Annotated in this window: 24 protein-coding genes; 16 read left to right on the forward strand and 8 right to left on the reverse strand. The window is 67.9% G+C overall.

Going from position 1 to position 25,883, the window contains the following annotated elements:
* The first annotated feature begins 151 nt into the window (after positions 1-151).
* The 5 genes from J5T34_RS16525 (at position 152) to J5T34_RS16545 (ending at position 5,505) form a co-directional block, all read left to right on the forward strand.
* Positions 152-940: a (Fe-S)-binding protein gene (locus J5T34_RS16525; RefSeq protein ID WP_208580833.1), complete on the forward strand. Its 789-nt coding sequence runs from the start codon at positions 152-154 to the stop codon at positions 938-940.
* Positions 937-1,680 (forward strand): LutC/YkgG family protein, encoded by a 744-nt coding sequence (locus J5T34_RS16530; RefSeq protein ID WP_208580835.1) that lies wholly within the window; start codon positions 937-939, stop codon positions 1,678-1,680. Before J5T34_RS16525 ends, J5T34_RS16530 begins: the two co-directional genes overlap by 4 nt.
* Positions 1,677-3,122, forward strand: coding sequence for a LutB/LldF family L-lactate oxidation iron-sulfur protein (locus J5T34_RS16535; protein WP_208580837.1), 1,446 nt, complete (start codon positions 1,677-1,679; stop codon positions 3,120-3,122). Before J5T34_RS16530 ends, J5T34_RS16535 begins: the two co-directional genes overlap by 4 nt.
* Before the next feature lie 115 nt (positions 3,123-3,237).
* Complete coding sequence (locus tag J5T34_RS16540; protein WP_208580839.1) at positions 3,238-4,968, forward strand: lactate permease LctP family transporter; 1,731 nt, start codon at positions 3,238-3,240, stop codon at positions 4,966-4,968.
* A 45-nt stretch (positions 4,969-5,013) separates the two neighbouring features.
* Entirely contained in the window at positions 5,014-5,505 is a 492-nt protein-coding gene (locus J5T34_RS16545; protein WP_208580841.1) for a hypothetical protein, read from the forward strand.
* Positions 5,506-5,584: 79 nt separating this feature from the next.
* Here the strand turns inward: J5T34_RS16545 and J5T34_RS16550 are convergent, their stop codons facing one another.
* From J5T34_RS16550 to J5T34_RS16565, 4 genes are all read right to left on the reverse strand, one after another.
* Entirely contained in the window at positions 5,585-5,938 is a 354-nt protein-coding gene (locus tag J5T34_RS16550) for a DUF1428 domain-containing protein (protein WP_208580843.1), read from the reverse strand.
* Between the two features lie 149 nt (positions 5,939-6,087).
* Positions 6,088-7,224, reverse strand: coding sequence for a CaiB/BaiF CoA transferase family protein (locus J5T34_RS16555; protein ID WP_208580845.1), 1,137 nt, complete (start codon positions 7,222-7,224; stop codon positions 6,088-6,090).
* 47 nt (positions 7,225-7,271) lie between these two features.
* Positions 7,272-8,261, reverse strand: coding sequence for a Bug family tripartite tricarboxylate transporter substrate binding protein (locus J5T34_RS16560; RefSeq protein ID WP_208580847.1), 990 nt, complete (start codon positions 8,259-8,261; stop codon positions 7,272-7,274).
* 134 nt (positions 8,262-8,395) lie between these two features.
* Entirely contained in the window at positions 8,396-10,186 is a 1,791-nt protein-coding gene (locus J5T34_RS16565; RefSeq protein WP_208580849.1) for an acyl-CoA dehydrogenase family protein, read from the reverse strand.
* A 673-nt stretch (positions 10,187-10,859) separates the two neighbouring features.
* Between J5T34_RS16565 and J5T34_RS16570 the strand changes: the two genes are divergently transcribed.
* Positions 10,860-11,840, forward strand: a complete 981-nt coding sequence (locus J5T34_RS16570; RefSeq protein ID WP_208580851.1) for a tripartite tricarboxylate transporter substrate binding protein — start codon at positions 10,860-10,862, stop codon at positions 11,838-11,840.
* Between the two features lie 21 nt (positions 11,841-11,861).
* Here J5T34_RS16570 and J5T34_RS23955 read toward each other — a convergent pair whose 3' ends face one another.
* Positions 11,862-12,908 carry a DnaJ C-terminal domain-containing protein gene (locus tag J5T34_RS23955; protein WP_208580853.1) on the reverse strand — a complete coding sequence of 349 codons (1,047 nt, stop codon included), beginning with the start codon at positions 12,906-12,908 and terminating at the stop codon, positions 11,862-11,864.
* Positions 12,909-13,082: 174 nt separating this feature from the next.
* Here J5T34_RS23955 and J5T34_RS16580 point away from each other — a divergent pair, with 174 nt between their 5' ends.
* Positions 13,083-13,982, forward strand: a complete 900-nt coding sequence (locus J5T34_RS16580) for a LysR substrate-binding domain-containing protein (protein ID WP_208580855.1) — start codon at positions 13,083-13,085, stop codon at positions 13,980-13,982.
* Here J5T34_RS16580 and J5T34_RS16585 read toward each other — a convergent pair.
* The 3 genes from J5T34_RS16585 to J5T34_RS16595 are packed head-to-tail and all read right to left on the reverse strand — an operon-like array spanning position 13,979 to position 16,537.
* Positions 13,979-14,755: an enoyl-CoA hydratase/isomerase family protein gene (locus J5T34_RS16585; protein WP_208580857.1), complete on the reverse strand. Its 777-nt coding sequence runs from the start codon at positions 14,753-14,755 to the stop codon at positions 13,979-13,981. The genes J5T34_RS16580 and J5T34_RS16585 overlap by 4 nt on opposite strands.
* Positions 14,748-15,341 (reverse strand): cysteine dioxygenase, encoded by a 594-nt coding sequence (locus J5T34_RS16590; protein ID WP_208580859.1) that lies wholly within the window; start codon positions 15,339-15,341, stop codon positions 14,748-14,750. Before J5T34_RS16590 ends, J5T34_RS16585 begins: the two co-directional genes overlap by 8 nt.
* Entirely contained in the window at positions 15,338-16,537 is a 1,200-nt protein-coding gene (locus J5T34_RS16595) for a CaiB/BaiF CoA transferase family protein (protein ID WP_208580861.1), read from the reverse strand. The genes J5T34_RS16590 and J5T34_RS16595 overlap by 4 nt, the downstream gene beginning before the upstream one ends.
* A gap of 312 nt (positions 16,538-16,849) precedes the next feature.
* Here J5T34_RS16595 and J5T34_RS16600 point away from each other — a divergent pair, with 312 nt between their 5' ends.
* The 9 genes from J5T34_RS16600 (at position 16,850) to J5T34_RS16640 (ending at position 25,770) form a co-directional block, all read left to right on the forward strand.
* Positions 16,850-17,647, forward strand: a complete 798-nt coding sequence (locus tag J5T34_RS16600; protein WP_208580863.1) for an IclR family transcriptional regulator — start codon at positions 16,850-16,852, stop codon at positions 17,645-17,647.
* A 364-nt stretch (positions 17,648-18,011) separates the two neighbouring features.
* Positions 18,012-19,127, forward strand: a complete 1,116-nt coding sequence (locus J5T34_RS16605; protein ID WP_208580865.1) for a branched-chain amino acid ABC transporter substrate-binding protein — start codon at positions 18,012-18,014, stop codon at positions 19,125-19,127.
* Positions 19,128-19,311: 184 nt separating this feature from the next.
* Entirely contained in the window at positions 19,312-20,238 is a 927-nt protein-coding gene (gene livH / locus J5T34_RS16610; RefSeq protein ID WP_174106207.1) for a high-affinity branched-chain amino acid ABC transporter permease LivH, read from the forward strand.
* A gap of 10 nt (positions 20,239-20,248) precedes the next feature.
* The gene (locus J5T34_RS16615; RefSeq protein WP_244258992.1) at positions 20,249-21,493 is read left to right on the forward strand and encodes a high-affinity branched-chain amino acid ABC transporter permease LivM; all 1,245 of its coding nucleotides are present in this window, start codon (positions 20,249-20,251) and stop codon (positions 21,491-21,493) included.
* Positions 21,490-22,266: a high-affinity branched-chain amino acid ABC transporter ATP-binding protein LivG gene (gene livG / locus J5T34_RS16620; RefSeq protein ID WP_208580867.1), complete on the forward strand. Its 777-nt coding sequence runs from the start codon at positions 21,490-21,492 to the stop codon at positions 22,264-22,266. The genes J5T34_RS16615 and livG overlap by 4 nt, the downstream gene beginning before the upstream one ends.
* Positions 22,266-22,967: an ABC transporter ATP-binding protein gene (locus J5T34_RS16625; protein ID WP_208580869.1), complete on the forward strand. Its 702-nt coding sequence runs from the start codon at positions 22,266-22,268 to the stop codon at positions 22,965-22,967. The genes livG and J5T34_RS16625 overlap by 1 nt, the downstream gene beginning before the upstream one ends.
* A 255-nt stretch (positions 22,968-23,222) precedes the next feature.
* Positions 23,223-23,510 (forward strand): FeoA family protein, encoded by a 288-nt coding sequence (locus tag J5T34_RS16630; protein ID WP_208580871.1) that lies wholly within the window; start codon positions 23,223-23,225, stop codon positions 23,508-23,510.
* A gap of 23 nt (positions 23,511-23,533) precedes the next feature.
* Positions 23,534-25,420: a ferrous iron transporter B gene (gene feoB / locus J5T34_RS16635; protein WP_208580873.1), complete on the forward strand. Its 1,887-nt coding sequence runs from the start codon at positions 23,534-23,536 to the stop codon at positions 25,418-25,420.
* A 17-nt stretch (positions 25,421-25,437) separates the two neighbouring features.
* Positions 25,438-25,770: a DUF6587 family protein gene (locus J5T34_RS16640; RefSeq protein ID WP_208580875.1), complete on the forward strand. Its 333-nt coding sequence runs from the start codon at positions 25,438-25,440 to the stop codon at positions 25,768-25,770.
* Positions 25,771-25,883: the final 113 nt, after the last annotated feature.

Raw genomic sequence — 25,883 nt, forward strand, 5'->3', positions numbered from 1 at the left:
CTGGTCCAACCAATTTGAACCTTGCCGCCGCAGCGGGAATTATGCCGCCAACCGCGCGCCCGTCGAGGCCCGTCGAGCGCCAATCAAGTGCCGACAGCACGCGCATGCCACCGAGTCCGCCATTGCAGGCGGGCCATCTCCGGAGCGAGACATGAATCCGAGGCAATACCCCACGGCACCCGCCGAGGTGTACCTGTTCGCCACCTGCCTGGTCGACCTGTTCGTGCCGGAAGCCGGCCTGGACGCCGTCCGCCTGCTCGAACGCGAAGGGCTCACCGTGCATTTCCCGCGCGGGCAGAGCTGCTGCGGCCAGCCGGCCTACAGCAGCGGCAACCCCGAGCAGGCCCGCGCCGTCGCGCGTGCGCAGCTCGATCTGTTCGCGCAGCCCTGGCCGATCGTGGTGCCCTCCGGCTCCTGCGCCGGCATGATGCGCCATCACTGGCCCAGGCTGTTCGAGGACGATGCCGAGGCTGCCGCCAAGGCGCAGGCCCTGTCCGAGCGCGTGTTCGAACTGAGCGAATTCCTGCTGCGCGTCTTGAAGGTTCGTTTTCCCGACGCCCCGACGCCGACGTCGGCGAAGCCAGAAACCGTCGTGCTGCATACCTCGTGCGCGGCCCGCCGCGAGATGGGCACGCGCGTTCACGGCGTCGAACTGATCGACGCGTTGCCCGGTGTCACACGGCTGGAACACGAGCGCGAATCCGAGTGCTGCGGGTTCGGCGGCACCTTCTCGCTGAAGCATCCGGACATCTCCGGCGCGATGGTGCAGGACAAGGTCGCCTCCGCCTGTGCCACCGGATGCGACACGCTGGTATCGGCCGATTGCGGCTGCCTGCTCAATATCGGCCACGCGGCGCGCCGGCAGGCGCTCGGGCTCAAGGTCGAGCACATGGCCACATTCCTGTGGCGCCGTCTCGCCGCCACGGAGAAGCAGCGATGATTGCCGACAACGCCCGCACGCGCATTCTCGAACGGCTGCGCGCCGCCGTACCCGCCGACGGCGGCGGCGCTACCGCGGCAACACTGAGCCGTCGCATCGATGCGCATTTCGACGGTCGCCGGGCGATGCAGCCCGCAGCCAACGCCATCGCCCTCGCCGAGCAGATGCACAACGCCTTGCAGGGCGCGCATGCCGAAGTCCGGCGCACCGACGAGGCGGCCTGGCCCGCGCTGCTCGCCGAACGTCTGGCCGCCGAGGGTGTGCGCCGTCTGCTGTTCGATCCGGAAGGCGCCGAGGGCGCCGCGCTGGCCCGCTGCCTGCCTTCGAGCGTCGAAGCCCTCGGCTACCAGCGTCCGATCGAGGACTGGAAGCAAGAGCTGTTCGACACCGTCGACGCCGGCTTCACGGTGGCGCGCTCCGGCATCGCCGGCACCGGCACGCTGGTGATCGTCCCCGATGCACGCGCCCCGCGCACCGTCTCGCTGGTCCCGCCGCTGCATGTGGCGCTGGTCTACGCCGACACCCTGCACGCCGACCTGCACGCCGCCATGCGCACCGAGCGCTGGCAGGCCGGCATGCCCACCAATCTGGTGCTGGTCTCCGGTCCGTCCAAGACCTCCGACATCCAGCAGACGCTGGCCTACGGCGCGCATGGACCGCGCCGGCTGTGGGTGTTGATCGTCGAGCGAGGCGGCGATGCGAATGCCTCGTCGCCTCGCGCAGCAGGAGAATCCGCATGAGCGCGACCCCGATGCATTTCGTGCCGGCGGCCGATTTCAAGGCGCGGGCACGCGCCGCGCTCGACGACGCCAAGCTGCGCAGCAGCTTCCGCGGCGCGATGGACTTCCTGCAGAACAAGCGCGCGATCCAGTTTCCCGACGGCGACGAACTGCAGGCGCTGCGCGATCTGGGCGAGGCGGTGCGCCAGCACGCGCTGGCGCATCTGCCCGAGCTGCTGGAGCAGCTGGAAGCGAAGCTGACCGAAGCCGGCGTGCAGGTCCATTGGGCGCAGACGCCCGACGAGGCCAACGCGATCATCGCGGCCATTGCCGAGCGCCACGGCGCGCGCAGCGTGATCAAGGGCAAGTCGATGGCCAGCGAGGAAATCGCGCTGAACCATTACCTGGCCGATCGCGGCATCCGCAGCCTCGAATCCGATATGGGCGAGTACATCGTCCAGCTGGCCGGCGAGGGGCCTTCGCATATCGTGATGCCCGCGATCCACAAGACGCGCGGCGATATCGGCGCGCTGTTCGAGCAGCATATCCCCGACACGCCCTACACCGAGGACGTCGACACGCTGATCCAGGCGGGCCGCCGCGCGCTGCGGCAGGCCTTTGTCGATGCCGATATCGGCCTGTCCGGCGTCAACTTCGCCGCCGCGGACACCGGCACGCTGTGGCTGGTGGAGAACGAGGGCAATGGCCGGCTGTCGACCACGGTGCCGCGGGTGCATATCGCCATCATGGGCATCGAGAAGGTGGTGGCGAGCCTGGACCATATCGTGCCGCTGGCCACGCTGCTGACCCGCTCGGCCACCGGGCAGGCGATCACGACCTACTTCAACCTGATCACCGGGCCCCGCCGCGCCGGCGAACTCGACGGTCCGCGCGAGATGCACGTGGTACTGCTCGACAACGGCCGCACCCAGGCCTACGCCGACACGCAACTGCGCGCGACGCTGCAGTGCATCCGCTGCGGCGCCTGCATGAATCACTGCCCGGTCTATACCCGCATCGGCGGGCACGCCTACGGCACCACCTATCCGGGCCCGATCGGCAAGATCATCTCGCCGCATCTGCTGGGGCTGGACGCTACCGCCGATCTGCCGACTGCCTCGAGCCTGTGCGGGGCCTGCGGCGAGGTCTGCCCCGTGCGGATTCCGATTCCGCAGTTGCTGATCCGGCTGCGCACCGAGGCCAATCGCGATCCCGACGAGGCGGTACCGCATCCGCTGCGCGGCCAGGGCGCGCGCTACAGCCGCGGCGAACAGCTGATCTGGCGCTTCTGGCGCGGCGCGTTCGCGCATCCGCGCCTCTACCGGCTGTTCCGCTGGGCCGCGACGCGGCTGCGCGCCTTCACGCCGGCGCGGCAGATGGGGTGGACCGACCACCGCGAACCGCTGCGGCCTGCCCCGCGCAGCCTGGCCGACCTGCTGCGCGAGCGCGGACAGCCCGAGTAAGCCAGGCGCTTGCCGTGCCGGTTGCCGTCGACGAAGCGGTCTCGCACCGCTTCGCCGGCCACGACTTTTTCCCCCTTTTCCCTTTCTCGACTCGCATCCCTCGGAGGAGACCGATATGCAAACCTGGCAACAGGTCTATACGCCGCTGGGCAGCCTGTGGCTGTCCTCGCTGGCCGCCGCCATTCCTATCCTGTTCTTTTTCGTCGCGCTGGCAGTGCTGCGCATGAAGGGCCATGTGGCCGCGGCCATCACGCTGGCGCTCGCGCTGGCCGTGGCGATCGCCGGCTATGGCATGCCGGTGCCGCAGGCGCTCGCCTCGGCGGGCTACGGCTTTCTGTACGGCCTGTGGCCGATCGCCTGGATCATCGTCACCGCGGTGTTCCTGTACAAGATCGTCGTCAAGACCGGCCAGTTCGACGTGATCCGCGCCTCGGTGCTGGCGATCACCGACGACCAGCGGCTGCAGGTGCTGCTGATCGGCTTCGCCTTCGGCGCCTTCCTCGAGGGCGCGGCCGGTTTCGGCGCGCCGGTGGCGATCACCGCGGCGCTGCTGGTGGGACTGGGCTTCAATCCGCTCTATGCGGCCGGCCTGTGCCTGATCGCCAATACCGCGCCGGTCGCGTTCGGCGCGATGGGTATCCCGATCATCGTGGCCGGGCAGGTCACCGGCATCGATCCGTTCCATATCGGCGCGATGGCCGGCCGGCAATTGCCGCTGCTGTCGCTGGCGGTGCCGTTCTGGCTGGTGTTCATGATGGACGGCGTCAAGGGCGTACGCGAAACCTGGCCGGCCGCGCTGATCACCGGCGGCAGCTTTGCCGTGACGCAGTACTTCACCGCCAACCATATCGGCCCGGAGCTGCCGGATATCACGTCGGCGCTGGTCAGCCTGGTCTCGCTGTCGGCGTTCCTGAAGGTATGGGAACCGCGCAGCGCCGCACACTCAGCCGGCGCATCGCTGCGCGCCGGCCACGGCGGCGCCGCGGCGCTTGGCGGCTTCGGCGATATGGGCGGTTTTCCTGCGATCGGCACGGCCAGCCAGCGCAACGCGCGCAAGCCCTCGCCGTATACGCTTGCGCAGACCGTGCGCGCGTGGGCGCCGTTCGGCATCCTGACCGCGATCGTCACGGTGTGGAGCCTGCAACCGTTCAAGGCAATGTTCGCCTCCGGCGGCGCACTGGCCGGCACGGTCCTGAAGTTCCCGGTGCCGTGGCTGGACCAGCTGGTCGTCAAGACCGCCCCGATCGTCGCCGCGCCGAAGGCCTACGAGGCCGTGCTGAAGATCGACCTGCTGTCCGCGGTCGGCACCGCGATCCTGCTGACCGCGCTGATCTCGGCGATGCTGCTGCGCCTGTCCCCGCGCGCGCTGCTGGCCACCTTCGGCGAGACGCTGCTGGAACTGCGCCGCCCGATCCTGTCGATCGGACTGGTGCTGGCCTTCGCCTTCGTCGCGAACTACTCGGGCATGTCGTCGACGCTGGCCCTGCTGCTCGCCGGCACCGGCGCGGCCTTCCCGTTCTTCTCGCCGTTCCTCGGCTGGCTGGGCGTGTTCCTGACCGGCTCCGATACTTCGTCGAACGCGCTGTTCTGCTCGCTGCAGAGCACGACCGCGCATCAGATCGGCGTCTCGGACACGCTGCTGGTCGCCGCCAATACCACCGGCGGCGTGACCGGCAAGATGATCTCGCCGCAGTCCATCGCGGTGGCATGCGCGGCGACCGGACTGGTCGGCCGCGAATCCGAGCTGTTCCGCTTCACCGTCAAGCACAGCTTGCTGTTCGCGGTGATCGTCGGGATCATCACGATGGTGCAGGCGTATTGGTTGACGGGGATGATTCCGGGGTGATCGCAGGTTAGAGACCGACGAAACAAAGTGCGCGTGGCGGTTGCCATGTGCACGCTCTTCGATGGACATCGGGAAAAAGCGAAAGCCGGGCAAATCGTGCGGTGGGATAGTGCCGCATCGCAAACCGAACGGCGCAGAACCCGAATCATGCTTATCCCCTCTCAACGCCCGAAAACATTCCCTCGTCGCGGAAAGCCGCTGTCGCGGGAGGAGGCAATCCCGCTGATCCGCCGCCAGACAATGGAAGGCGTTCGACCGTGGGGCATGTTCGCGTCCGTGGCCAGCGGGATCGCCCTGGTCATTTCGCTGATCAGCTACCAAAGTTCAACCATGCGGGTCCAGGTGGACAAAGGTATGGCGCCGCTGCGTGCCGAATTGGTTGAAATGGACAAGCGCCTGACCAATCGGCTCGACGCCATTGACCGGTCGCTCGATCGCATCGAATCCAGACTCGATGCGATCGACGGCCGGCTTGGGGCGATGGACAGGCGTTTGGACCAAATGGACGCGAAGCTCAACCGCCTGCTCGGCAGATGAGCGCATCGGGAACGGGCCATTCGCATGATGGCGAATGGCCCGTGCTTCAGATGCTGTGCCAGCGCGCGCCCCAACTGCTTCAGGCCTGGACAATCGTCTCGAAGCCGCCGTAGATCATCCGTTGCGCGTCGAATGGCATGTTCTTCATGTCCTCCGCCAGCCGCGGATCGGCCATCGACGCCTTCATGCCCTCGTCCCGCTTCTCGCGCGACGGCCACTCGATCCAGGAGAACACCACGGACTCGTCGTCCTTGCGCTGAACCGCCATCGTGAACGACGTGACCTTGCCTTCGGGCACATCGTCGCCCCAGCATTCGAACACCCTCAGGGCGCCGTATTCCTTGAACACCTGCGCGGCCTTCTGCGCCATTTCGCGGTAGGCCTCGCGGTTGGCGGTGGGCACGGCAATGACGAATCCGTCGACATAGGACATGGTGGTCTCCTTGGGAATCGATTGGCCGCGGCGATTGGCAGCCGCGATTGGCACCGGCGGTCATGTCTGCGCCTGGTCGGGCAGCCTCGCGCTCGGAATGCGTCTCGATACGATAGTGCAAGAACCTCGATGTCCAAAGTGGACAGCGCCTAGCCCTCCCCCTCCCGGGGTAGGAAGGCGTCGCCCTCGGCCAATGGTGCGAAGCGGTAGCTCGCCGGCGTGCGCGACAGCTTCACCGGTGCGCCCAGTCCGCGATAGCCGCCTTCCATTTCGACGACCATCTCGCGATGGGCGGTGTGCGGATGCTGCAACGCATCGGGGACGGACAGCACCGGAGCGCACGGCACGCCTGCCTGGACCAGCGCGTCGGCCAGCGCCTTGCCGTCGCGCGTGCTCATCTGCGCCTCCAGCTCGGCCTTCAGCGCGGACCGATTGACCGAGCGTGCCCCGGCCCTCGCATAGCGCTCGTCGTCAGCCAATGCCGCCACGCCAAGGTGCTCGCACAGGATGCGGAACTGCCGGTCGTTGCCGACCGCGAGAAAGATCGGATCGGTGGCGGTGGCCACGGTGTCGTACGGATAGATGTTCGGATGCGCGTTGCCGGTGCGCTGCGGCGCCTTTCCGCTTAGGAACCAGTTGGCGGCGTGCGGATGCAGCAGCGACAGGCCGGAGTCGTACAGCGCCGCCTCGACGAACTGGCCGCGACCGCTGCGCTCGCGCTCCTGCAAGGCGAGCAGCACGCCGAGCGCGGCGTTCAGGCCGGTCACCATGTCCACCACCGGCAAGCCGACGCGCAGCGCTTCGCCGTCCGCTTCGCCGTTGATGCTCATGATGCCCGCCATCGCCTGGATCGCGGCATCGTAGCCGGGCAGGCCGCCCAGCGGACCGTCGGCGCCGAAGCCCGATACGCGGCAATGCACCAGGCGAGGAAAGCGTTCCGACAGCGCGTCGTAGCCCAGGCCCCATTTCTCCATGGTGCCCGTCTTGAAGTTCTCGACGAGCACGTCGGCATCGGCCAGCAGCGCGAGCAGTACGTCGCGCTGGGCCGGCTCCGTCAGATCGAGCCGCATCACGCGCTTGTTGCGGTTCAGGCCAAAGTAGTAGGACGCCACGCCGTCCTTGAACGGCGGGCCCCAGGTCCGGGTGTCGTCGCCCTGCGGCGGTTCGATCTTCAGCACATCGGCGCCGTGGTCGCCAAGGATCTGCCCGCAGTAGGGGCCGCCCAGGATGCGCGACAGGTCGACCACCCGGATGCCGGCGAGCGCGCCGTTGCTTGCTTGCGTCATCGGATTCCCTTGCTGGTTGCCATCGTCGGCGTTGTCGTCGATGCGGATCAGTCGAGCTGCGCGCCGGACTTCTGCACTACCGCCCGCCACTTGCCGACCTCGGCCTTGATGAAGCCGCCCAGTTGCTCGGGCCTGGTCGACGGCGCGAACTCCAGCCCCTGTCCCTGCAGCGTCTTGCGGACCTCCGGCTGCTTCAGCGCGTCCGCGAAGGCGGCATTGAGCTTGCCGATGACTTCCTTCGGCGTGCCGGCCGGCGCCACCACGCCGAAGAATACGGACACGTCGAAGCCGGCGACGCCCTGCTCCGCGACGGTCGGCACATCGGGCAATGCCTGCGAGCGTTCGCTGGTGGTCACGCCCAGCGCGCGCAGCTTGCCGCTCTTGATGAAGGGCAGCGCCGTCAGCACGTCGGTGAAGGTCATGCTGACCTGGCCGCCCAGCAGATCGTTCAGCGCCGGGCCGGTGCCCTTGTACGGAATGTGCTGAAAGTCGGTGCCGGCCAGATTGTTGAACAGCACGCCCGCCAGGTGTGACGACGCGCCGTTGCCCGACGAGGCATAGGTGAGCTTGCCCGGATTGGCCTTGGCATAAGCGATCAGCTCGGTGACGTTCTTCGCCGGCACCGACGGATTGACGACCAGCACGTTGGGCAGATGGCCGATCTGGATCACCGGCGTGAAGCTCTTGACCGGGTCGTAGTTGATCTTGCGATAGAGGCTGACGTTGATCGCCAACGGCGCCGAGGTACCGAACATCAGCGTGTAGCCATCGGGCTCGGCGCGAGCGACGGCCTCTGCGCCGATATTGCCTCCAGCGCCCGCGCGGTTCTCCACCACCACCGGCTGGCCCAGCGTGTTCTTCAGCGAGGCGGCCAGCGTGCGGGCCATCGCGTCGGTCGGGCCGCCCGGCGGGTAGGTCACCACCATCATGATCGGCTTGGATGGGTAGTCCTTCTGCGCGAAGGCCGGCGCGATGCCGGCGCACAGCGTCAGCGTGGAAGCGGCGGCGATCGCCGCGAGTCGTTGCCAGGCGGTCATCTCATGTCTCCTTGTCGGGCCATGCGCCATCGGGATTCATCGTCCCGGGCGCTTGTTGGGTTCGTTGTTGCGTTGGGGGATGGGTCGCGAGGCAGCGCGCCTCGCGACGGGCAGATCGACGGTCCGCGCGTCTTTCAGAACAGATCGATCTGATCGACCGCACCGGCCGGCTGCACGGCGCCTTCGGCCGCCGGCGCCACGGTGTCGGCCAGCCAATCTGGCTCGACATCACCGGCGAGCGGATCGCGCGGCAGCACGCGGTGGATCAGCACCAGCTGAGCCAGGCGCATGCGGCGGACCGAGCCGATGCGGCCGGCCTCCCACGCCATCGCGGCCGCACTGGCGACGTGGTACAGCGCGGACGCGGCCTGGCGCGCGAGCACATCGCCTGCGGCCTCGGCTTGCGCGGCTTCGCCGGCCAGCTTGCACGCGCGCTCGAGCGCAGTGTCGAACGCCGCGCGCGCGTCGGCATGCATCGGCGTCTGCGCCAGCAGCGCTTGCAGATGGGCCCGCAGCACCGGCAGGGCGCCCTCGCGCCGGATCGCGCGCAGCACGTCCAGCGCGACGATATTGCTGGTGCCTTCCCAGATCGAACCGAGGTGGGCGTCGCGCACCAGCCGCGGATCGCTCCACTCCTCGATGTAGCCGCAGCCGCCGCGCATCTCCATCGCATCCCCGGTGACCTTGCGCGCGTCGCGGCAGGCGCGGAACTTGATCAGCGGCGTCAGGATGCGCATCAGCGGATAGGCGTCGGCCTCGCCCGCATCGGCGCGGCGCAGCGCCTCGGCGGTCTGGAACACCATCGTGCGGGCCTGTTCGGTCGGCAGCGTCAGCTTCAGCAGCTGGCGCCGCATCAGCGGCATGTCGATCAGGCGCTTGCCGAAAGCGCGCCGTTCGCGCGCGATAAACAGCCCTTCAGACAACGCCCGGCGCATCAGCCCGGCGGCGCGCACGCCGTTGGACAACCGCGAGTTGTTGATCATGTCGGCCATTTGCACGAAGCCGCGGCCAGGCTCGCCGACCAGCCATGCGTGCGCGCCTTCGAGACGGATCTCGCCGCTCGCCATCGAACGCGTGCCCAGCTTGTCCTTCAAGCGGATGATGCGATAGTGGTTCGGGCTGCCATCGGCAAGGCGGCGCGGCAGCAGGAACAGCGACACGCCCTTGATGCCCTCCGGCGCACCATCGGGTCGCGCCAGCACCATCGCCAGCTCGGCGTCGGGATTCGAGCAGAACCACTTGTCGCCGGTCAGGCGCCAGCCGCCTTGCGCGTCGGGATCGGGAATCGCACGCGTGGCGGTCGCGGCCACATCGGAGCCCGCGCCCTGTTCGGTCATGAACATCGCGCCCTGATACAGGTCCTCGAACACCTGCGTGGTCAGGTTCGGCAGGAAGCGCTCGACCAGCGCCGGATCGCCGAACTTGCGCAGCGTGCGCGTCAACGAGTCGGTCATCGACAGCGGGCAGCACAGGCCGAACTCGGCCTGCACGAACAGATAGGTCAGCGCGTACTTGGCCGCCGCCGGCATCGGCTGCGGCCAGCCCAGCACGCCGCCGCGATGCGATACCGCGGCCAGGCCGAACTCGGCAAAGGCCACACGTTCGAGTTCGACATAGGCGGGATGCTTGTCGATGCGCTGCGCATCGATGCCGGTACGCGTGCGATGCGTCAGCGTCGGCGGATGGTGGTCGGCGGTGTTGGCCAGTTCATCGAGCACGCCGCCAGCCAGGGCGCCCATACGGTCCAGATGCGGCAGCAGGTGCTGGTAAAGGTCCGCAGGCAGATACAGCGGCAACAACGCGCGCAGGTCCGGATCGCTGGCGAACAGGTTGACGCCATGCTGGTCCGGCACCGGATGCACGGCTGGCGTCGCCGCGGCGGCAGGTTGCGATGAAACGTCCTGACGGACGGCGCTGGTCGGCATGCTTGTCTCCTCTTCCAACTTGTCGATCCGGCCCGGACAGGGCTCGATGGATGATGGAATGTTCGAGGAAACGACGATTTGCGTCCAATACTAAGAATGGCTTGGACGATATGTTTTCTGTATTGAACCGGTGCGTCCTCTATGTGTAAGGGGTGAAATCTTCTCCGTCACAGCAGCCGCACAAAGACAATGCGCCCTTCGGAATCCACGCGCACTAGTGCTTCGCTCCCGTCGGAAGCCCTTTGAACGAGTAGTCCGGGAAACTGGTCGATCGCGTAGTACACCGGCCTCCCTCTAGACAAATGCCGCAAAGCCTCAGCTTCTCCTTGCGATGCAATGGCTTGCTCGAATTCCTCGGATTTGTCGAACAACTCTGAAATGGATCCTTCGCCGCCCGATCGCATCTTTTCTCCTTGCGACAATATTTCGACAATCGTATTCGACTCAATTCCGGCCCCTTTCGATTACCTATGCACAGCCGGGTGGAGATAACTAGCGCCCAATTCGATGATGATTGGGTAGCGTGGTACGGGGCAGCCGGTAGGGAAATACCCGCCCTCCCCCACCACCGAACCGCAACGCGTTGCATACTGTCCCGCCACGGCGCAGCGCCGTGCCGAGCCGGGCGGGACAGCCTGGCCGTCGATTCGACAAGCATACAAAGGAGACAACGATGCAACGACGCCAGATCCTGCGCCTCGCCGGCGCGGCATGGGCGGCGGGCGTGGCCGGCCTGCCGGTCGGACGCCTGCACGCCGAGGACTTTCCCACCCGTCCGCTCAAGCTGATCGTGCCCTACGGGGCCGGCGGCATCACCGATCAGATCGGCCGGGCGCTGGCCGATGCGGCCGGACGCGAGCTCGGCCAAACGATCATCGTCGAGAACAAGCCGGGGGTCAGCGGCACGCTCGGCGCGACGCAGATGGCGACCAGCGAGCCGGACGGCTATACGCTGACGATGGCGCCGGTGGTGATCTTCCGTCTGCCGCACGTGCAGAAGATGCGCTACGACCCGCTGAAGGACCTGACCTATATCTCGATGATCGCGGACTACAACTTCGCGGTCGCGGTCCGTACCGACGCCAAGTGGAAGACCATGCAGGAGCTGGTGGCCGAGGCCAAGGCATCGAGCCGCGGCATCAGCTACGGCACCACCGGCATCTACGGCAGCCAGCATCTGACGATTTCGGAACTGGCACGCATCACGCAATCGAACTGGACGCATGTCCCGTACAAGGGCGACGCCGAGGCCATCACCTCGCTGCTGGGCGGCCAGTGCGACGTGGCGATGCTGACCAACACGCTGCTGCCCTATGTGAAGAACGGTCAGTTGCGCGTGCTGGCGGTGCTGTCGGAAAAGCGCGCGCCGGACTTCCCCGATGCGCCGACGCTGAAAGAGATCGGCTATCCGGTCTGGTCGAATTCGCCGTTCGGCATCGTCGGCCCCGCCGGCATGAAGCCCGAAGTCGTCAAGAAGCTCGATACGGCGTTCCGCAATGCGTTGAAGGATCCGAAGTTGCTGGCCGTGACGCAGCAATACGGCATGTCGACCAACTACATGGGCCCCGAGCAGTACACCGCCTATGCGCAGAAGGCCTTCAAGACCGAGGGGGCGATCATTCAGCGGCTGGCCGAGGCGATGAAGAACCAGTAAGGTTCATCGGGCTCCTTCGATTCATTCGCCGGCGCCGCGGCCGAGCTCGCGCAGCAGCGTCTGCTGCGACTCGGTCAGCGTGCGCAGCCGCGACGGCAGGTCGATGGCGACCGTCAACAGCAGGTCGCCGGTCTTTTGCCTGGCGCGATCGTGCAGGCCCATGCCGCGTACGCGGATCACGGTACCGCTGCGCGTCATCGCCGGAATCTCGGCCATCACCGTCTTGCGAAAGCGCACCACCGGCACGCGGCCGCCGAGGCAAGCCAGCACGAAGTCGATCTTCAGTTCGCGCGTCAGGTCCAGCCCGTCGACGCCGAACACGCGGTCCTTGCGCACGCGGACCTTGCACAGCAGATTGCCGTTGGGACCGCCGTCGATGCCGGCGCCGCCCATGCCACGGGCCCGCAGCACCGTGCCGTCGATCACGCCAGGTTTGATCTGCACCCGCAGCGCCTTGTCGACGCGGACCTTGCCGGTGCCGCCGCAGGCATCGCAAGCGGCCGGCTCGACGCCCCGGCCGGCGCAGCGCTCGCAGGTGCCATACGCGTTGAACAGGCCGCGTCGCACCTGTCCGGTGCCGCCGCACGGCTTGCAGGCCATCATGCGGATGCCGCGCGCATCGCAGTGCAGGCAATCGACCGTCATCCTGACCCGGGTCGATGCCATGCCGCCCAGCACGGCGGTTTCCAGCGCGATGCTGGTCTCGCACAGATAGTCGACGCCCGTCTTGCCCGGCCCGTGGCGCCGCGGGCCGCCATGGGGCCAGGCTTCGCGTGCGGGACGCGGGCCACCGGCGCCCCTGCCGTTGCCGGCGCCATTACCCGCCCCGTTGGCCGATTTGCCCTGCGGCGCGGCGCGCTCGGCATCGTAGGCCATCCGGCGGCCGGCATCCTTGAGCACCGCAAACGCATGCTGCAACCGCTTGAACCGCTCTTCCGCGCCCTGCGGATCGTCCGGATTGCGGTCCGGATGCCAGCGCATGGCCAGCCGCCGATACGCCTGCCGGATCTCGTCCGCCGTGGCCGTCGGGGCAACGCCTAGGGTCTGGTAGTGGTCATGGAGCGTCACGGGGGCCTTGTGTTCGCCGTCGGCGCAGCCGGCACTGCTGCTGCGCTACCTGTTCAGCCGGCACATCGAAGGGATAACGGCATGCCGCGGGCAAACTGTAGGGCATAGAATGAGGCCCGCTTTCCGACCCTTCATCCAACCGCCACCGAGGCGTCATCGCACGCCGCCCCCGTCATGGAGTTTCGCCATCTGCGCTATTTCCTCGTGCTGGCCGACGAGCTGCATTTCGGCCGGGCCGCGCGCCGCCTGTCGATCTCGCAGCCGCCGCTGTCGCTGAACATCCAGCAGCTCGAGGCCTCGGTCGGCGCCCGTCTGTTCGAGCGCGACAGCAAGGGGGTACGTCTGACCGCGGCTGGCCGAGCCTTTCGCGAATCGGCCACCGCGCTGCTGGCGCAGGCCGAAGAGGCGCGGCTGCTGGCGCGGCAGATCGAAGCCGGGGCCGTCGGCAGGCTGCGCGTGGGCTTCGTCGGGTCGATGCTGTATCGGGGCCTGCCGCAGAAGCTGCAGCAGTTCGAGGCCGATCAGCCCGGCATCCAGATCGCGCTGACCGAGCTCAATTCCCAGGAACAGATCGAGGCGCTGCTGCACGGGCAGCTCGACGTCGGCTTCATCCATACCAGCCGTGTGCCGGACGAACTGGCCGCGCGGCTGATCCACAGCGAGCCCTTCGTCTGCTGCATGCCGGCAGACCATCGGTTAGTCACCCGCCGCACCGTCGCGCTGACCGAACTGCGCGGCGAGCCCTTCGTGCTGTTCTCGCGCAAGGCCTCGCCCGACTACTACGCGCGCATCGTCGACATGTGCGCGGCCGAGGGCTTCTATCCGCAGATCCGGCACGAGGTCCGTCACTGGCTGTCGGTGGTGTCGCTGGTCTCGCAGGGGATGGGCGTGGCGGTGGTGCCGGCGGCCTTGCGGCATTCGGCGCTGGCCGGCGCCGCGTTCCGGCCGCTGAAGCACAGCACGGTGCCGTCGGAGGTCTATTGCGTGTGGAAGGCCGCGCCGGACCATCCGGCGCGCGATCGCTTCGTCGACATCTTTCCCGCGCTCGCGGCCGCGCGGCCGCGCAACGCCTAGCGCGCCGACGTCTCGCGATACGCGCGGATGCGCTCGCGCAGGCCCGGCCGCGCCGCCGATTGGACCAGCGCGGCGAGCTGCCTGGCGAGTTCGTCGCCGTCGACGCGCGAGGCGGCATGGATCGCGGCCTGCGTATCGCTGTCGAGCCGGCGCGCCTGACGGGCCAATGCCTCGAGCGCGGTGTCGGGCTTGCCGTGTTCGTCCGCCTCGAAGTGCCGACAGGCCAGACCGGCAGCGAGCGCCGTGTCGGCATCGACGGTTGCGCCGGCGCCGATCCATTGGCGCGCCAGCGTCGGACCCACGCGGGCGGCAAGCCGCGCGGTGCCCAACACCAGTCCGAAGGCCGCGCCAGGGAAGGCGAAGCGGCTGTCGTCGGCGACCCAGCATTGTTCGCATGCCGCGGCCAGGTCGGCGCCGGCGCCCGTGGCACGGCCATGGACGCGCGCGACGGTGGTGAACGGCGCCGTGTAGATGGCCTGCAGCATCAGTTCGACACGGACGAAGCGGGCCAGCAGCGTGTCGTCGGTCTCGCTGTCGAGGTCGCCCAGATCGAAGCCGGTGCAGAAGTGCTTGCCCGCGCCTTCGATCACGAGCAGCCGCGTGCCGTCGCGACGGCACGCCAGCACCGCATCGTGCAGCGCCTGCACGAGTTCGGAGGACAAGGCATTGCCGCGTTGCGGACGGTTCAGCGTCAGCCGCGCGATATCGCCTTGCCGGTCGATCAGCAGCACCGGCTCGGTAGTGACGGCCACGGTCGATGCGCTGTCAGACATCCGGGGCCGCCCACAGATTCGGCGCGAAGCGATTGACGTAGCCCGAGACGAATTCCTTCGGCGCGCCCGTCGCCGGATCGAAGACATGGCGGCGGATGCGGCCGATGTTGCCGCCGTACAGGTGGACGCTGACCGAGACGCGATCGTCAAAGGCGTTGCGTACGCGGTGGATGTCGCCCAGCGAGGGGGAGACCGCCGCCACCTGTCCGGCCTCGAGCCGGGTTTCCTCGCCGTCCTGATGGATGCCTTCGTCATCGCGGCGATAGCGGATGTCGATCTCCGCGCCGCGCAGCACGCCGATCCAGCCCCACACCGTGTGGTCGTGCACCGGCGTCTGCTGTCCCGGCCCCCAGACGAAGCTGACCACCGAGAAGCGATCGAGCGGATCGCCGTACAGCAGGTATTGCTGGTAATAGGTCGGATGCGGCTGCGCCAGTTCGTCGGGCAGCCAGTCATCGCGGGCGACCAGCGCCTGCAGCAAGGGGCGGGTGCCTTCGAGCAAGGCGGCTTCGTCGCGGTTCCCTCCCTCGATCAGCGACGTGACGCCGGCGACGAAGGTCCGCAGCGGTTCGATGGTGCGGCTCATGGCGTTTGCTCCTGCGTTTGCTCGTACTCCTGCTCGGCGCCTCCGGCATGGGCGGCGCGAATCGTCTCGGTATGCTCGCCCAGCGCGGGCGGGGGCCGGCGCACCGGCAAACCCATGCCGTCCAGGCGCAGCGGCGAGACGAAGGTGCGCGTCGCCACGCCGCCCGGCAGCGTCAGCGGACGCACCCACTCCATATGTTCGACCTGCGGGTCCTGCAGCGCGGCGGCATAGTCGTTGATGCGCGCGTGCGGCACGCCAGCGGCCTGAAAGGCGGCGATCCAGTGATCGACCCCGGCGCGGGCAAAGCGCTGCTCCAGCAGGTCCTTCAACGCGGTCTGGTTGGCGGCGCGATCGCGCGTGGTGGCAAAGCGCAGGTCGTCGGCCAGTTCGGGCATCTCGACCACGCGCACGACCTCGAGCCACAGCTTCTGATTGCCGGCCGCGATCGCGAAGTAGCCGTCGGCGGCCTGGAACGCCTGGTACGGCGCGTTGCGCGGATGCGCCGAGCCGAGCTTGGCCGGGCTGCGGCCGGTGCCGAAGTACTCGCTGGTCTGCAGCGCGGCGATGCCCAGCGTGCAGCCGTACATCGGCACATCGATATGCATGCCGGCGCCGCCGGCGCGCACGTGGGCCAGCGCGCTGGCGATGGCAAAGGCGCCGTACAGGCCGGAGGCGAAGTCGGCGAGCGGCACGCCGCATTTGACCGGCGCGCCGTCCGGCTCGCCGGTCACGCTCATCACGCCGGCGGCGGCCTGGATGGTCAGGTCGAAACCGCCCTCGGTCGCACGCGGTCCGCTCTGGCCGTAGGCCGACACCGAGCAATAGACCAGGCGCGGATGCGCGTCGCGCAGGCTCGCATAGCCCAGCCCCAGGCGATCCATCACGCCGGGCCGGTTGTTCTCCACCACCACATCGGCCTCGAGCATCAGCCGGCGCGCCAGCGCGACGTCTTCCGGCTGCTTCAGGTTCAGCACGACCGAGCGCTTGTTGCGGTTCAGCGAGGCGAAGTTCTCGGAAAAGCCGGCTGAAATCGGCGGCCATTGCCGCAGCGTATCGCCGTCGGGCGGCTCGACCTTGACGACGTCGGCCCCCATGTCGGCCAGCAGCATGCCGCAGAACGGCCCGGCGGCGACGGTGCAGAACTCCAATACCTTGACGCCGGCGAGCGGCAGATCCTTCTCGTTCAGATCGGGCATGACTAGGGCAGCGATGGGATGGCGGTGGGCGCAGAAGGGCAGAAGGCGCGCCGGCGGCCGGTTGCGGGCGCCGGGGCATGCGAGGCATTATATGGACGTGCCGGAATACGGGACAATGGTTCCGTATTTGAGAACGGCGATCGATGCGGCGGCTGCCCGGGCTGCCCTCTCCCCCACCCCTCTCCCACAAGTGGGAGAGGGGAGCCGATTGCGGACGTCATCGCCCTCGGTTTTCGCTCCCCTCTCCCGCGCGCGGGAGAGGGGCTGGGGGAGAGGGCAAACTCGCGTGAGCGCCCAGCCATACCAGCAACCATGAACAACACCCTGATCAAAGGTCTCGGCATCGTCGAGCTGCTGGCCCATAGCGACCGGCCGCTGGGGCTGACCGAGATCGCCAACCGGCTCGGCATGGCCAAGAGCAATGTCCATCGGCTGCTGCAGGCGCTGACCGAGCTGCGCTACGTGATTCGCGACGAGGCCACGGCGACCTACAGCGCCTCGATCAAGCTGTGGGAACTCGGCTCCGCGGTGCTGGGGCGGCTCGATCTGCGCCGTCACGCCGAGGGATGGATGGAACGGCTGATGAACGACAGCGGCGAAAGCGTCCACCTGTCGGTGCTCGACCGCGGCGAGGTCGTCTACGTGCACAAGATCGACAGCCCCAATCCGGTCCGCGCCTATACGCAGATCGGCGGGCGCGCGCTGGCGCACTGCGTGGCGACCGGCAAGGCCATGCTGGCTTTCCAGCCGACCGTCGTGCTGCAGCGGATGTCGACCGCGCTGGAGGGCGCCACGGCCAACTCGATCGTCGAGCCGGCGCGCTTCCTGCAGGAGATGGAGAAGGTGCGGCGCCAGGGTTATGCCGTCAATCGCGGCGAATGGCGGGAGTCCGTCCACGGCGTCGCCGCGCCGATCGTCGACGGCCATGGCCAGGTATTCGCCGCCGTCGGCCTGTCCGGGCCGGCGGAGCGCTTCAAGCCGCAGAAGGTGCGCACCTTCGCCGAGATGGTCCAGCATGCCGCCGCCGAAATTTCGGCCAGTCTGCGCGGCGGGCACCGGCACAGCGCGCTGGCGCTGGCCACGCGCGGCATGGCGACGGCAGGGCGTTGAGCCGTGCGCCAGCACGCATTACCCCCCATTGGCAGGGGCACGGCGCACCCGAGTGTTCCGCGGAAGCCACAACCGCGCCGGATTGGTGCAGCGCGCATAGGCCGCCCGTAGATTCACCTTATAATGCCGCCACCTGGCCGACATCGAACGGACTTACCCAGTTCTCACCGGTGCGGAGGGCAGGCGGGCGATTGGCCTGCGCAATAACAAGAACGTGGTCATGTAGTGCCCTTTCAGGCCTGAGCCGCGGTCGTGCATGCGCGCCCCGACCAGCCTGTCAAAGTCGCCGGGGAGTTCTTCGATTTTGCGCACGTCCAAGGCCCGCGCCTGGATGATTCGAACAAACACGATCGAGGAGCTCCCAATGAAGCATTCCCGTCTTACCTCCCTTTCTCTCGCCGCCGCGCTGGTCACCTTCGGTGCCGTCGCGCAAGCGGAAACCGTCAAGATCGCCATCGCGGGTCCGATGAGCGGCTCGGTCGCGCAGTACGGCGACATGGTCAAGGCGGGCGCGCTGACCGCCATCGAGCAGATCAACGCAGCCGGCGGCGCCGGCGGCAACAAGCTCGAAGTCGTGCTGATGGACGATGCCTGCGAACCGAAGCAGGCCGTCGCGGTCGCCAACAAGATCGTCAGCCAGGGCATCCGCTACGTGATCGGCCACGTCTGTTCGGGCTCGACCATTCCGGCCGCCGACATCTACGAGAACGAAGGCGTCGTGATGGTCACGCCGTCGGCCACCGCGCCGCAGCTGACCGAAGGCAAGAAGCGCAAGATGATCTTCCGCACGATCGGCCGCGACGACCAGCAGGGTCCGGCCGCCGCGCAGTACATCATCGGCAAGGTCAAGCCCAAGAAGGTTGCCGTGCTGCACGACAAGCAGTCGTACGGCCAGGGTATCGCCGCCTCGGTGCGCAAGGACCTGGAAGCGGCCAAGATCCCCGTGGTGCTGTTCGAAGGCATCAACGCCGGCGATTCGGACTACTCGGCCGTGATCACCAAGCTCAAGTCGCAAGGCGTGGACTTCGTCTACTTCGGCGGCTATCACCCGGAAATGGGCCTGCTGCTGCGCCAGGCGCGCGAGCAGGGCGTCAAGGCGACGTTCATGGGACCGGAAGGCGTCGGCAACAAGGACGTCACCGCGATCGCCGGCCCGTCCTCGGAAGGCATGCTGGTCACGCTGCCGGCCGACTTCTCGGCCGATCCGGCCAACGCGGCGCTGGTCAAGGCCTTTGCCGACAAGAAGCGCGATCCGAACGGTCCGTTCCAGATGCCGGCCTACGCGGGCGTCAAGATCATTGCCGACGCGATCGCGGGCGCCAAGAGCACCGATCCGGCCAAGGTCGCGGCGTACATGCACAAGAACGCCTTCCAGACCCCGATCGGCAAGGTGGAATACGACGCGCAGGGCGACCTCAAGTCGTTCAAGTTCGTCGTCTTCACCTGGCACAAGGACGCCACCAAGACGGCCGCCAACTGATCGCCCGGCGCGGTCCGTGCCAACGCCCCGTTCGTCGCCGAACGGGGCGTTTTGATATCCCGGGCCGCTTCGATCGCGCCCCTGCCCGCGCGGCAGGGGCCCGCCGCGACAGCACGCCGGCTTCACCGATGCGGGCCGACCACGCCCGCCCCCGGCCGACGTGCAGTACAGACGGGACGTACCCATGAACGAATTCCTACCTCAATTCACCCAGCAGCTGGTCAACGGCCTGACGCTGGGTGCGATCTATGCGCTGATCGCCATCGGCTACACGATGGTCTACGGCATCATCGGCATGATCAATTTCGCCCACGGCGAGATCTACATGATCGGCGCCTATGTGGGCCTGGTGACGCTGACGGCCATCGGCGTCGCGGCCGGCTACCCGCTGCCGCTGGTGCTCGGCGCCGCGCTGCTGGTGTCGGTGATCGTCACCGGCCTGTACGGCTTCGCGGTCGAGCGGGTCGCCTACCGGCCGCTGCGCGGCGGACCGCGGCTGGTGCCCCTGATCTCCGCGATCGGCATGTCGATCTTCCTGCAGAACTACGTGCAGATCGGCCAGGGCGCGCGTGACGTGTCGGTGCCGGTGCTGATCAGCGGCGCGCTCGAGCTCCAGATGGGCGGCGATTTCACGGTAACCGTGCCGTATTCGCGCCTGCTGATCGTCGGCGTGACGCTGGTGCTGATGATCGCGCTGACGCTGTTCATCGGCCACTCGCGCATGGGCCGCGCCTGCCGCGCCTGCGCCGAGGACATGCGCATGGCCAATCTGCTGGGCATCGATACCAACCGCGTGATCTCGTTCACCTTCGTGCTGGGCGCGATGCTGGCCGCCGCGGGCGGCGTGCTGATCGGCCTGAGCATCGGCAAGCTGAACCCCTTCATCGGCTTCGTGGCCGGCATCAAGGCCTTCACGGCCGCGGTGCTGGGCGGCATCGGCAGCATTCCGGGCGCGATGCTCGGCGGCGTGCTGCTGGGCCTGGCCGAGACCTTCGCCTCCGGGTATATGCCGGCCGAGTACAAGGACGTGGTCGCGTTCGCCCTGCTGGTGCTGATCCTGCTGTTCCGTCCCACCGGCCTGCTCGGCAAGCCGGACGTGGAAAAAGTCTGAGGACCGCGCCATGAACTCCTCCATTTCGATGACGCAATCGCTGAAGAACGCCGTCTCGGCGGCGGTGCTGACCGCCATCCTGACGATCCCCATCCTCGGCCTGCAACTGAAGCTCGAAGGCTATCGCGTGGTGCTCGAACCGCACTGGCGCCCGGTCTGGATCGCCGTGGCCGCGGTGTTCCTGTTCCAGCTGTTCAAGCCGCTGATCCACCGCACCACGTCCGCGGTCAAGCTGCCGGCGCTGCCGACGCTTGCGCCGGGACAGCAGCGCGCGGCGGTCTGGGTACTGCTCGCGGTCGGCCTGATCTGGCCGTTCTTCGGCTCGCGCGGCGCGGTCGACGTCGCCACGCTGGCGCTGATCTACGTGATGCTGGGCCTGGGCCTGAACATCGTGGTCGGCTTTGCCGGCCTGCTGGATCTCGGCTATGTCGGCTTCTACGCGGTCGGCGGCTACACCTATGCGCTGCTGAACCAGGCTTTCGGCCTGTCGTTCTGGGAATGCCTGCCGATCTCGGCCGGCATGGCCGCGCTGTTCGGCTTCCTGCTCGGCTTTCCGGTGCTGCGCCTGCGCGGCGACTATCTGGCGATCGTGACGCTGGGCTTTGGCGAGATCATCCGCCAGCTGCTGAACAACCTGACCAGCCTGACCGGCGGTCCGGACGGCATCTATGGCATCCCGAAGCCGACCGTGTTCGGCATCCCGATGACCCGCAGCGCCGGCGAAGATGGCGCCCGCACCTTCCACGACCTGTTCGGCCTGGACTACAGCGGCGAGCACATGGTGATCTTCCTGTACCTGCTGGCGCTGCTGCTGGTCGGCGTGACGCTGTTCGTCACCAGCCGGCTGATCCGCATGCCGATGGGGCGCGCCTGGGAGGCGCTGCGCGAGGACGAGATCGCCTGCCGTTCGCTGGGCCTGAACCCCACCCGCATCAAGCTGTCGGCCTTCACGCTGGGCGCAACCTTCGCGGGCCTGGCCGGGGCGTTCTTCGCGGCGCGCCAGGGCCTGGTCAATCCCGAATCGTTCACCTTCATCGAATCGGCGCTGATCCTGGCCGTGGTGGTGCTGGGCGGCATGGGCTCGCAGCTGGGCGTGATCATCGCGGCGATCCTGCTGACGGTGCTGCCCGAGGTTGCGCGCGGCTTCGCCGAATACCGGATGCTGCTGTTCGGCCTGGTGATGGTGCTGATGATGATGTGGCGCCCGCAGGGCCTGTTGCCCGCCAGCCGCCCGCACGTGGAGTTGCCGCAATGAGTGCACAAAGCGCAGAACTGTTGAAAGTGTCCGGCCTGCAGATGCGCTTCGGCGGTCTGCTGGCGGTGGACGGCATCGATTTCAGCGTCCGCAACGACGAGGTGTTCGCCATCATCGGCCCGAACGGCGCGGGCAAGACCACCGTCTTCAACTGCGTCGGCGGCTTCTACAAGCCCACCGCGGGCGAGGTGATGCTGGACGACCGGCCCATTGCCGGCCTGCCGAGCCATATCGTGGCGCGCCAGGGCCTGGTCCGCACGTTCCAGAACATCCGCCTGTTCAAGAACCTGACGGTGGTGGAGAACCTGCTGGTGGCGCAGCATCGTCGCGTCAAGGCGGGGCTGCTGCCCGGGCTGTTCGCCACGCCCGCCTATCGCCGCGCCGAGCGCGAGGCGCTGGAGCGGGCGGCCGAATGGCTCGACCGCATGGGCCTGCGCGCGGTGGCCAACCGCGAGGCGGGCACGCTGTCGTACGGCCATCAGCGCCGGCTCGAGATCGCCCGCTGCATGATCACGCAGCCGCGCCTGCTGATGCTGGACGAGCCCGCCGCCGGTCTGAACCCGCAGGAAAAGACCGAGCTGAAGATGCTGATCGACCAGCTGCGGCGCGAGTTCGGCATCGCCGTGCTGCTGATCGAGCATGACATGAGCCTGGTGATGGGCGTGTCCGACCGCATCCTGGTGATGGAGCACGGCCGCCCGATCACCATCGGCAAACCCGAGGACGTGCGCAACGACCCGCGCGTGATCAAGGCATACCTGGGAGAGGACTGATGCTGAAGCTGGAACAGGTCCATACCCATTACGGCGCCGTGGAGGCGTTGTGTGGCGTATCGATCGAGGTCAACCAGGGTGAGATCGTCACGCTGATCGGCAGCAACGGCGCCGGCAAGACCACGCTGATGATGACGATCTGCGGCAGCCCGCGCGCCTCCAGCGGGCGCGTGCTGTTCGAAGGCCGCGACATCACCGGCTGCTCGACGCACGAGATCATGCGCATGGGCATGGCGATCTCGCCCGAGGGCCGGCGCGTGTTCCCGAGCCTGACCGTGCTGGAGAACCTGAAGATGGGCGCGTTCTTCGCCAGGCGCGACGAGATCGAGGCGGGCATCGCCCATGTGTTCAAGCTGTTCCCGCGGCTGGAGCAGCGCGCCTCGCAGCGCGCCGGCACCATGTCGGGCGGCGAGCAGCAGATGCTGGCGATCGGCCGCGCGTTGATGAGCCGCCCGCGCCTGCTGCTGCTGGACGAGCCGACGCTGGGTCTGGCGCCGATGATCATCGCGCAGATCTTCGACATCATCCGTACGATCCGCGAGGAAGGCGTGACGGTGTTCCTGGTCGAGCAGAACGCCAACAAGGCGCTGCAGGTGGCCGACCGCGGCTATGTGCTGGAAACCGGCAAGGTGGTGCTGGCCGATACCGGCGCGAATCTGCTGGCCAACGACCAGGTGCGCAGCGCCTATCTGGGCGGCTGAGCGGGGCAACGGCACGGCCCGGCCAGCGCAGCCCGGCAACGGTTGCGCTGGCCGGGCCGCTCTTCTTATGGGCCCTTCTCTTGCGCTCTCGTTTTGCGGTCTACTTGTCGCACCCCACGCCAGTACGGCACATCGAGCGTGAGCATATGCAGTACAATGCAAACGATTCTCATCTACGCTCGCTGATTCATCACTAAGCAAGCGGTCAGGTAGTGCCGGCGCCACGCCGGAAACCCGCCCGCGGGACCAAAGCTCATGCGCTTGTCAGATTTGCCGCGGCGCACCGCGGCCATCGTACTGTCGGTCGACGACAGCACCCCGAACGATCCCATCGCCCGACGCCTGCGCGAACTCGGCTTCGTGCCCGGCGAGGCCGTGCAGATCATCACCTTCGGACCGTTCGGCAAGGACCCGCTGGTCGCCCAGGTCGGCGGCACGCGCTTCGCGCTGCGCCGTGCCGAAGCCGCCCGCGTGACGGTGCAGCCCGAGGGCGCAGGCACCGGCAATATGGCCAACGCCGCCGATACCGCTCGTACCGCGTGAAGCGGACCGATTCGAATTACGCCATGTCCGTCGCAACTTCTCCCGCCACTCCCGCTTCCGCCGCCACGGCGCAGGCGCCGCTGCGCGTCGCGCTGGTCGGCAATCCCAATTGCGGCAAGACCGCACTGTTCAACCGGCTGACCGGCAGCCGCCAGAAGGTGGCCAACTACGCCGGCGTCACGGTCGAGCGCAAGGAAGGCTATTTCGTCGCGCCATCCGGCCGGCAGGTGCGCATCCTCGATCTGCCCGGGGCGTACAGCCTGCACGCGACCAGCCTCGACGAAGCCATCACGCGCGACGTCTGCATGGGCAACCGCCCCGGCGAGGCGCGGCCGGATCTGCTGGTGTCGGTGGTCGATGCCACCAATCTGCGGCTGCATCTGCGTTTCGTGCTGGAACTGCGCCGCCTCGGCCTGCCGATGGTGGTGGTGCTCAATATGAGCGATGCGGCCGAACGCCGCGGCATCCGCATCGACCGCGACAAGCTCGCCGCGGCGCTGGGCGTGCCGGTGGTGCAGACGGTGGCCGTGCGGCGCGGTGGCGCGGCAGCACTGCTGTCGCTGCTCGACGGCGCGCTGCCGTCGGCCCCGCCGCCTCCGCCGGCCCCGGCTGACGACTTCGACACGCATGCCGAGGTCAAGCGCCTGCTCGACGCCGCGGTGGCGATGCCGACCGCATCGGCCAGTCTGGAAGACCGCATCGACCGCGTGGTGCTGCATCCGGTGTTCGGGCTGGCGATTCTGGCCGTGCTGTTGTTCCTGATGTTCCAGGCCGTGTTCTCGTGGGCCGAGCCGGTGATGGAAGGCATCGAGGGCGGTGTGGCGTATGCCGGCGAACTGGTCGGCGGCCTGCTGCCCGACGGCCTGCTGCGCAGCCTGATCGTCGACGGCCTGATCGCCGGCCTCGGCAGCGTGGTGGTGTTCCTGCCGCAGATCCTGATCCTGTTCCTGTTCATCCTGACGCTGGAAGAATCCGGCTACCTGCCGCGCGCCGCCTTCCTGCTCGATCGGCTGATGATGGGCGCCGGGCTGTCTGGCCGCTCGTTCATCCCGCTGCTGTCGAGCTTCGCCTGCGCGATTCCCGGCATCATGGCGACCCGCACGATCCAGGATCCGCGCGACCGGCTGACCACGATCCTGGTCGCGCCGCTGATGACCTGCTCGGCGCGGCTGCCGGTCTATGCGCTGCTGATCGGCGCCTTCATCCCGGCGCGCACGGTGATGGGCGTGTTCAACCTGCAGGGGCTGGTGCTGTTCGCACTCTATGTGGCCGGCATCGTCAGCGCGCTGGCGGTGGCCTATGCGCTGAAGTTCTTCCGCCGCGACCGCACCGAGCATCCGCTGCTGATGGAGCTGCCGGCCTACCGCATTCCGAATCCGCGCGACGTGCTGATCGGCCTGTGGGAACGCGCCCGCATCTTCCTGTCGCGCGTGGGCAAGGTGATCCTGACGCTGACCGTGCTGCTGTGGTTCCTGGCCACCTTCCCGGCCCCGCCGGAAGGCGCGACGCTGCCGCCGATCGACTACAGCTTCGCCGGCATGATCGGCCATGCGCTGGAGAAGGTATTCGCGCCGGTCGGCTTCAACTGGCAGATCTGTATCGCGCTGGTGCCCGGCCTGGCCGCGCGCGAGGTCGCGGTCGGCGCGCTGGCGACCGTCTACGCGCTGTCGGGCAGCGAGGACACGGTGGCCGCGCAGCTGGCGCCGATGATCGCCGCGCAGTGGTCGCTGGCCACCGCGCTGGCGCTGCTGGCGTGGTTCGTGTTCGCGCCGCAGTGCATCTCGACGCTGGCCGTGATCCGCCGCGAGACCAACTCGTGGAAGGTGATGGCGGCCTCCACGCTCTATCTGGCTGGCCTTGGCTATCTGGCGGCGTTCGTCACCTATCGCGTGGCGCTGCTGTTCAGCTGAGGCATCGGGAAGCCGTCATGTCGCTCTATCAGGCCGTCGAATCCGTGCTGGTGCCGCTGATCGTGCTGGTATGCGCGCTGTCGGTGGCGGCGCGCTACATGCCGCGCACGCGAGAGCGCGCCAAGGCCGCGCTCGCCGCCAGCCTCGGCGGCGCGCAGGCGCGCGGTTGGCGCGCGCGGCTGGTGGCCCGGCTGGCGCCGCAGGCGGTAGCGTCGGGCTGCGCGACTGGGTGCGACAGCGGCGGCTGCAACAGCTGCGACAGCAATACGTCGGGCAATACGTCGAACGCCACGCCGCTGCCCGAGGAAAAACCGATTCGCATCGTGCGCAAGCCGCAGGGCAAGGGGTAGGACGCGATACCCGTTCGCTGTCGTGCGCCGTAGTGACAGAGGGCCAGCTTTTGCTGGCCCTTTGCTTTAGGTCAAACGGATCCTCGGGCACCAGGGGCACACTCGGCGTGGGG

It is taken from the genome of Cupriavidus gilardii, from assembly GCF_017598945.1.
Taxonomy (GTDB): Bacteria; Pseudomonadota; Gammaproteobacteria; order Burkholderiales; family Burkholderiaceae; genus Cupriavidus; species Cupriavidus gilardii_E.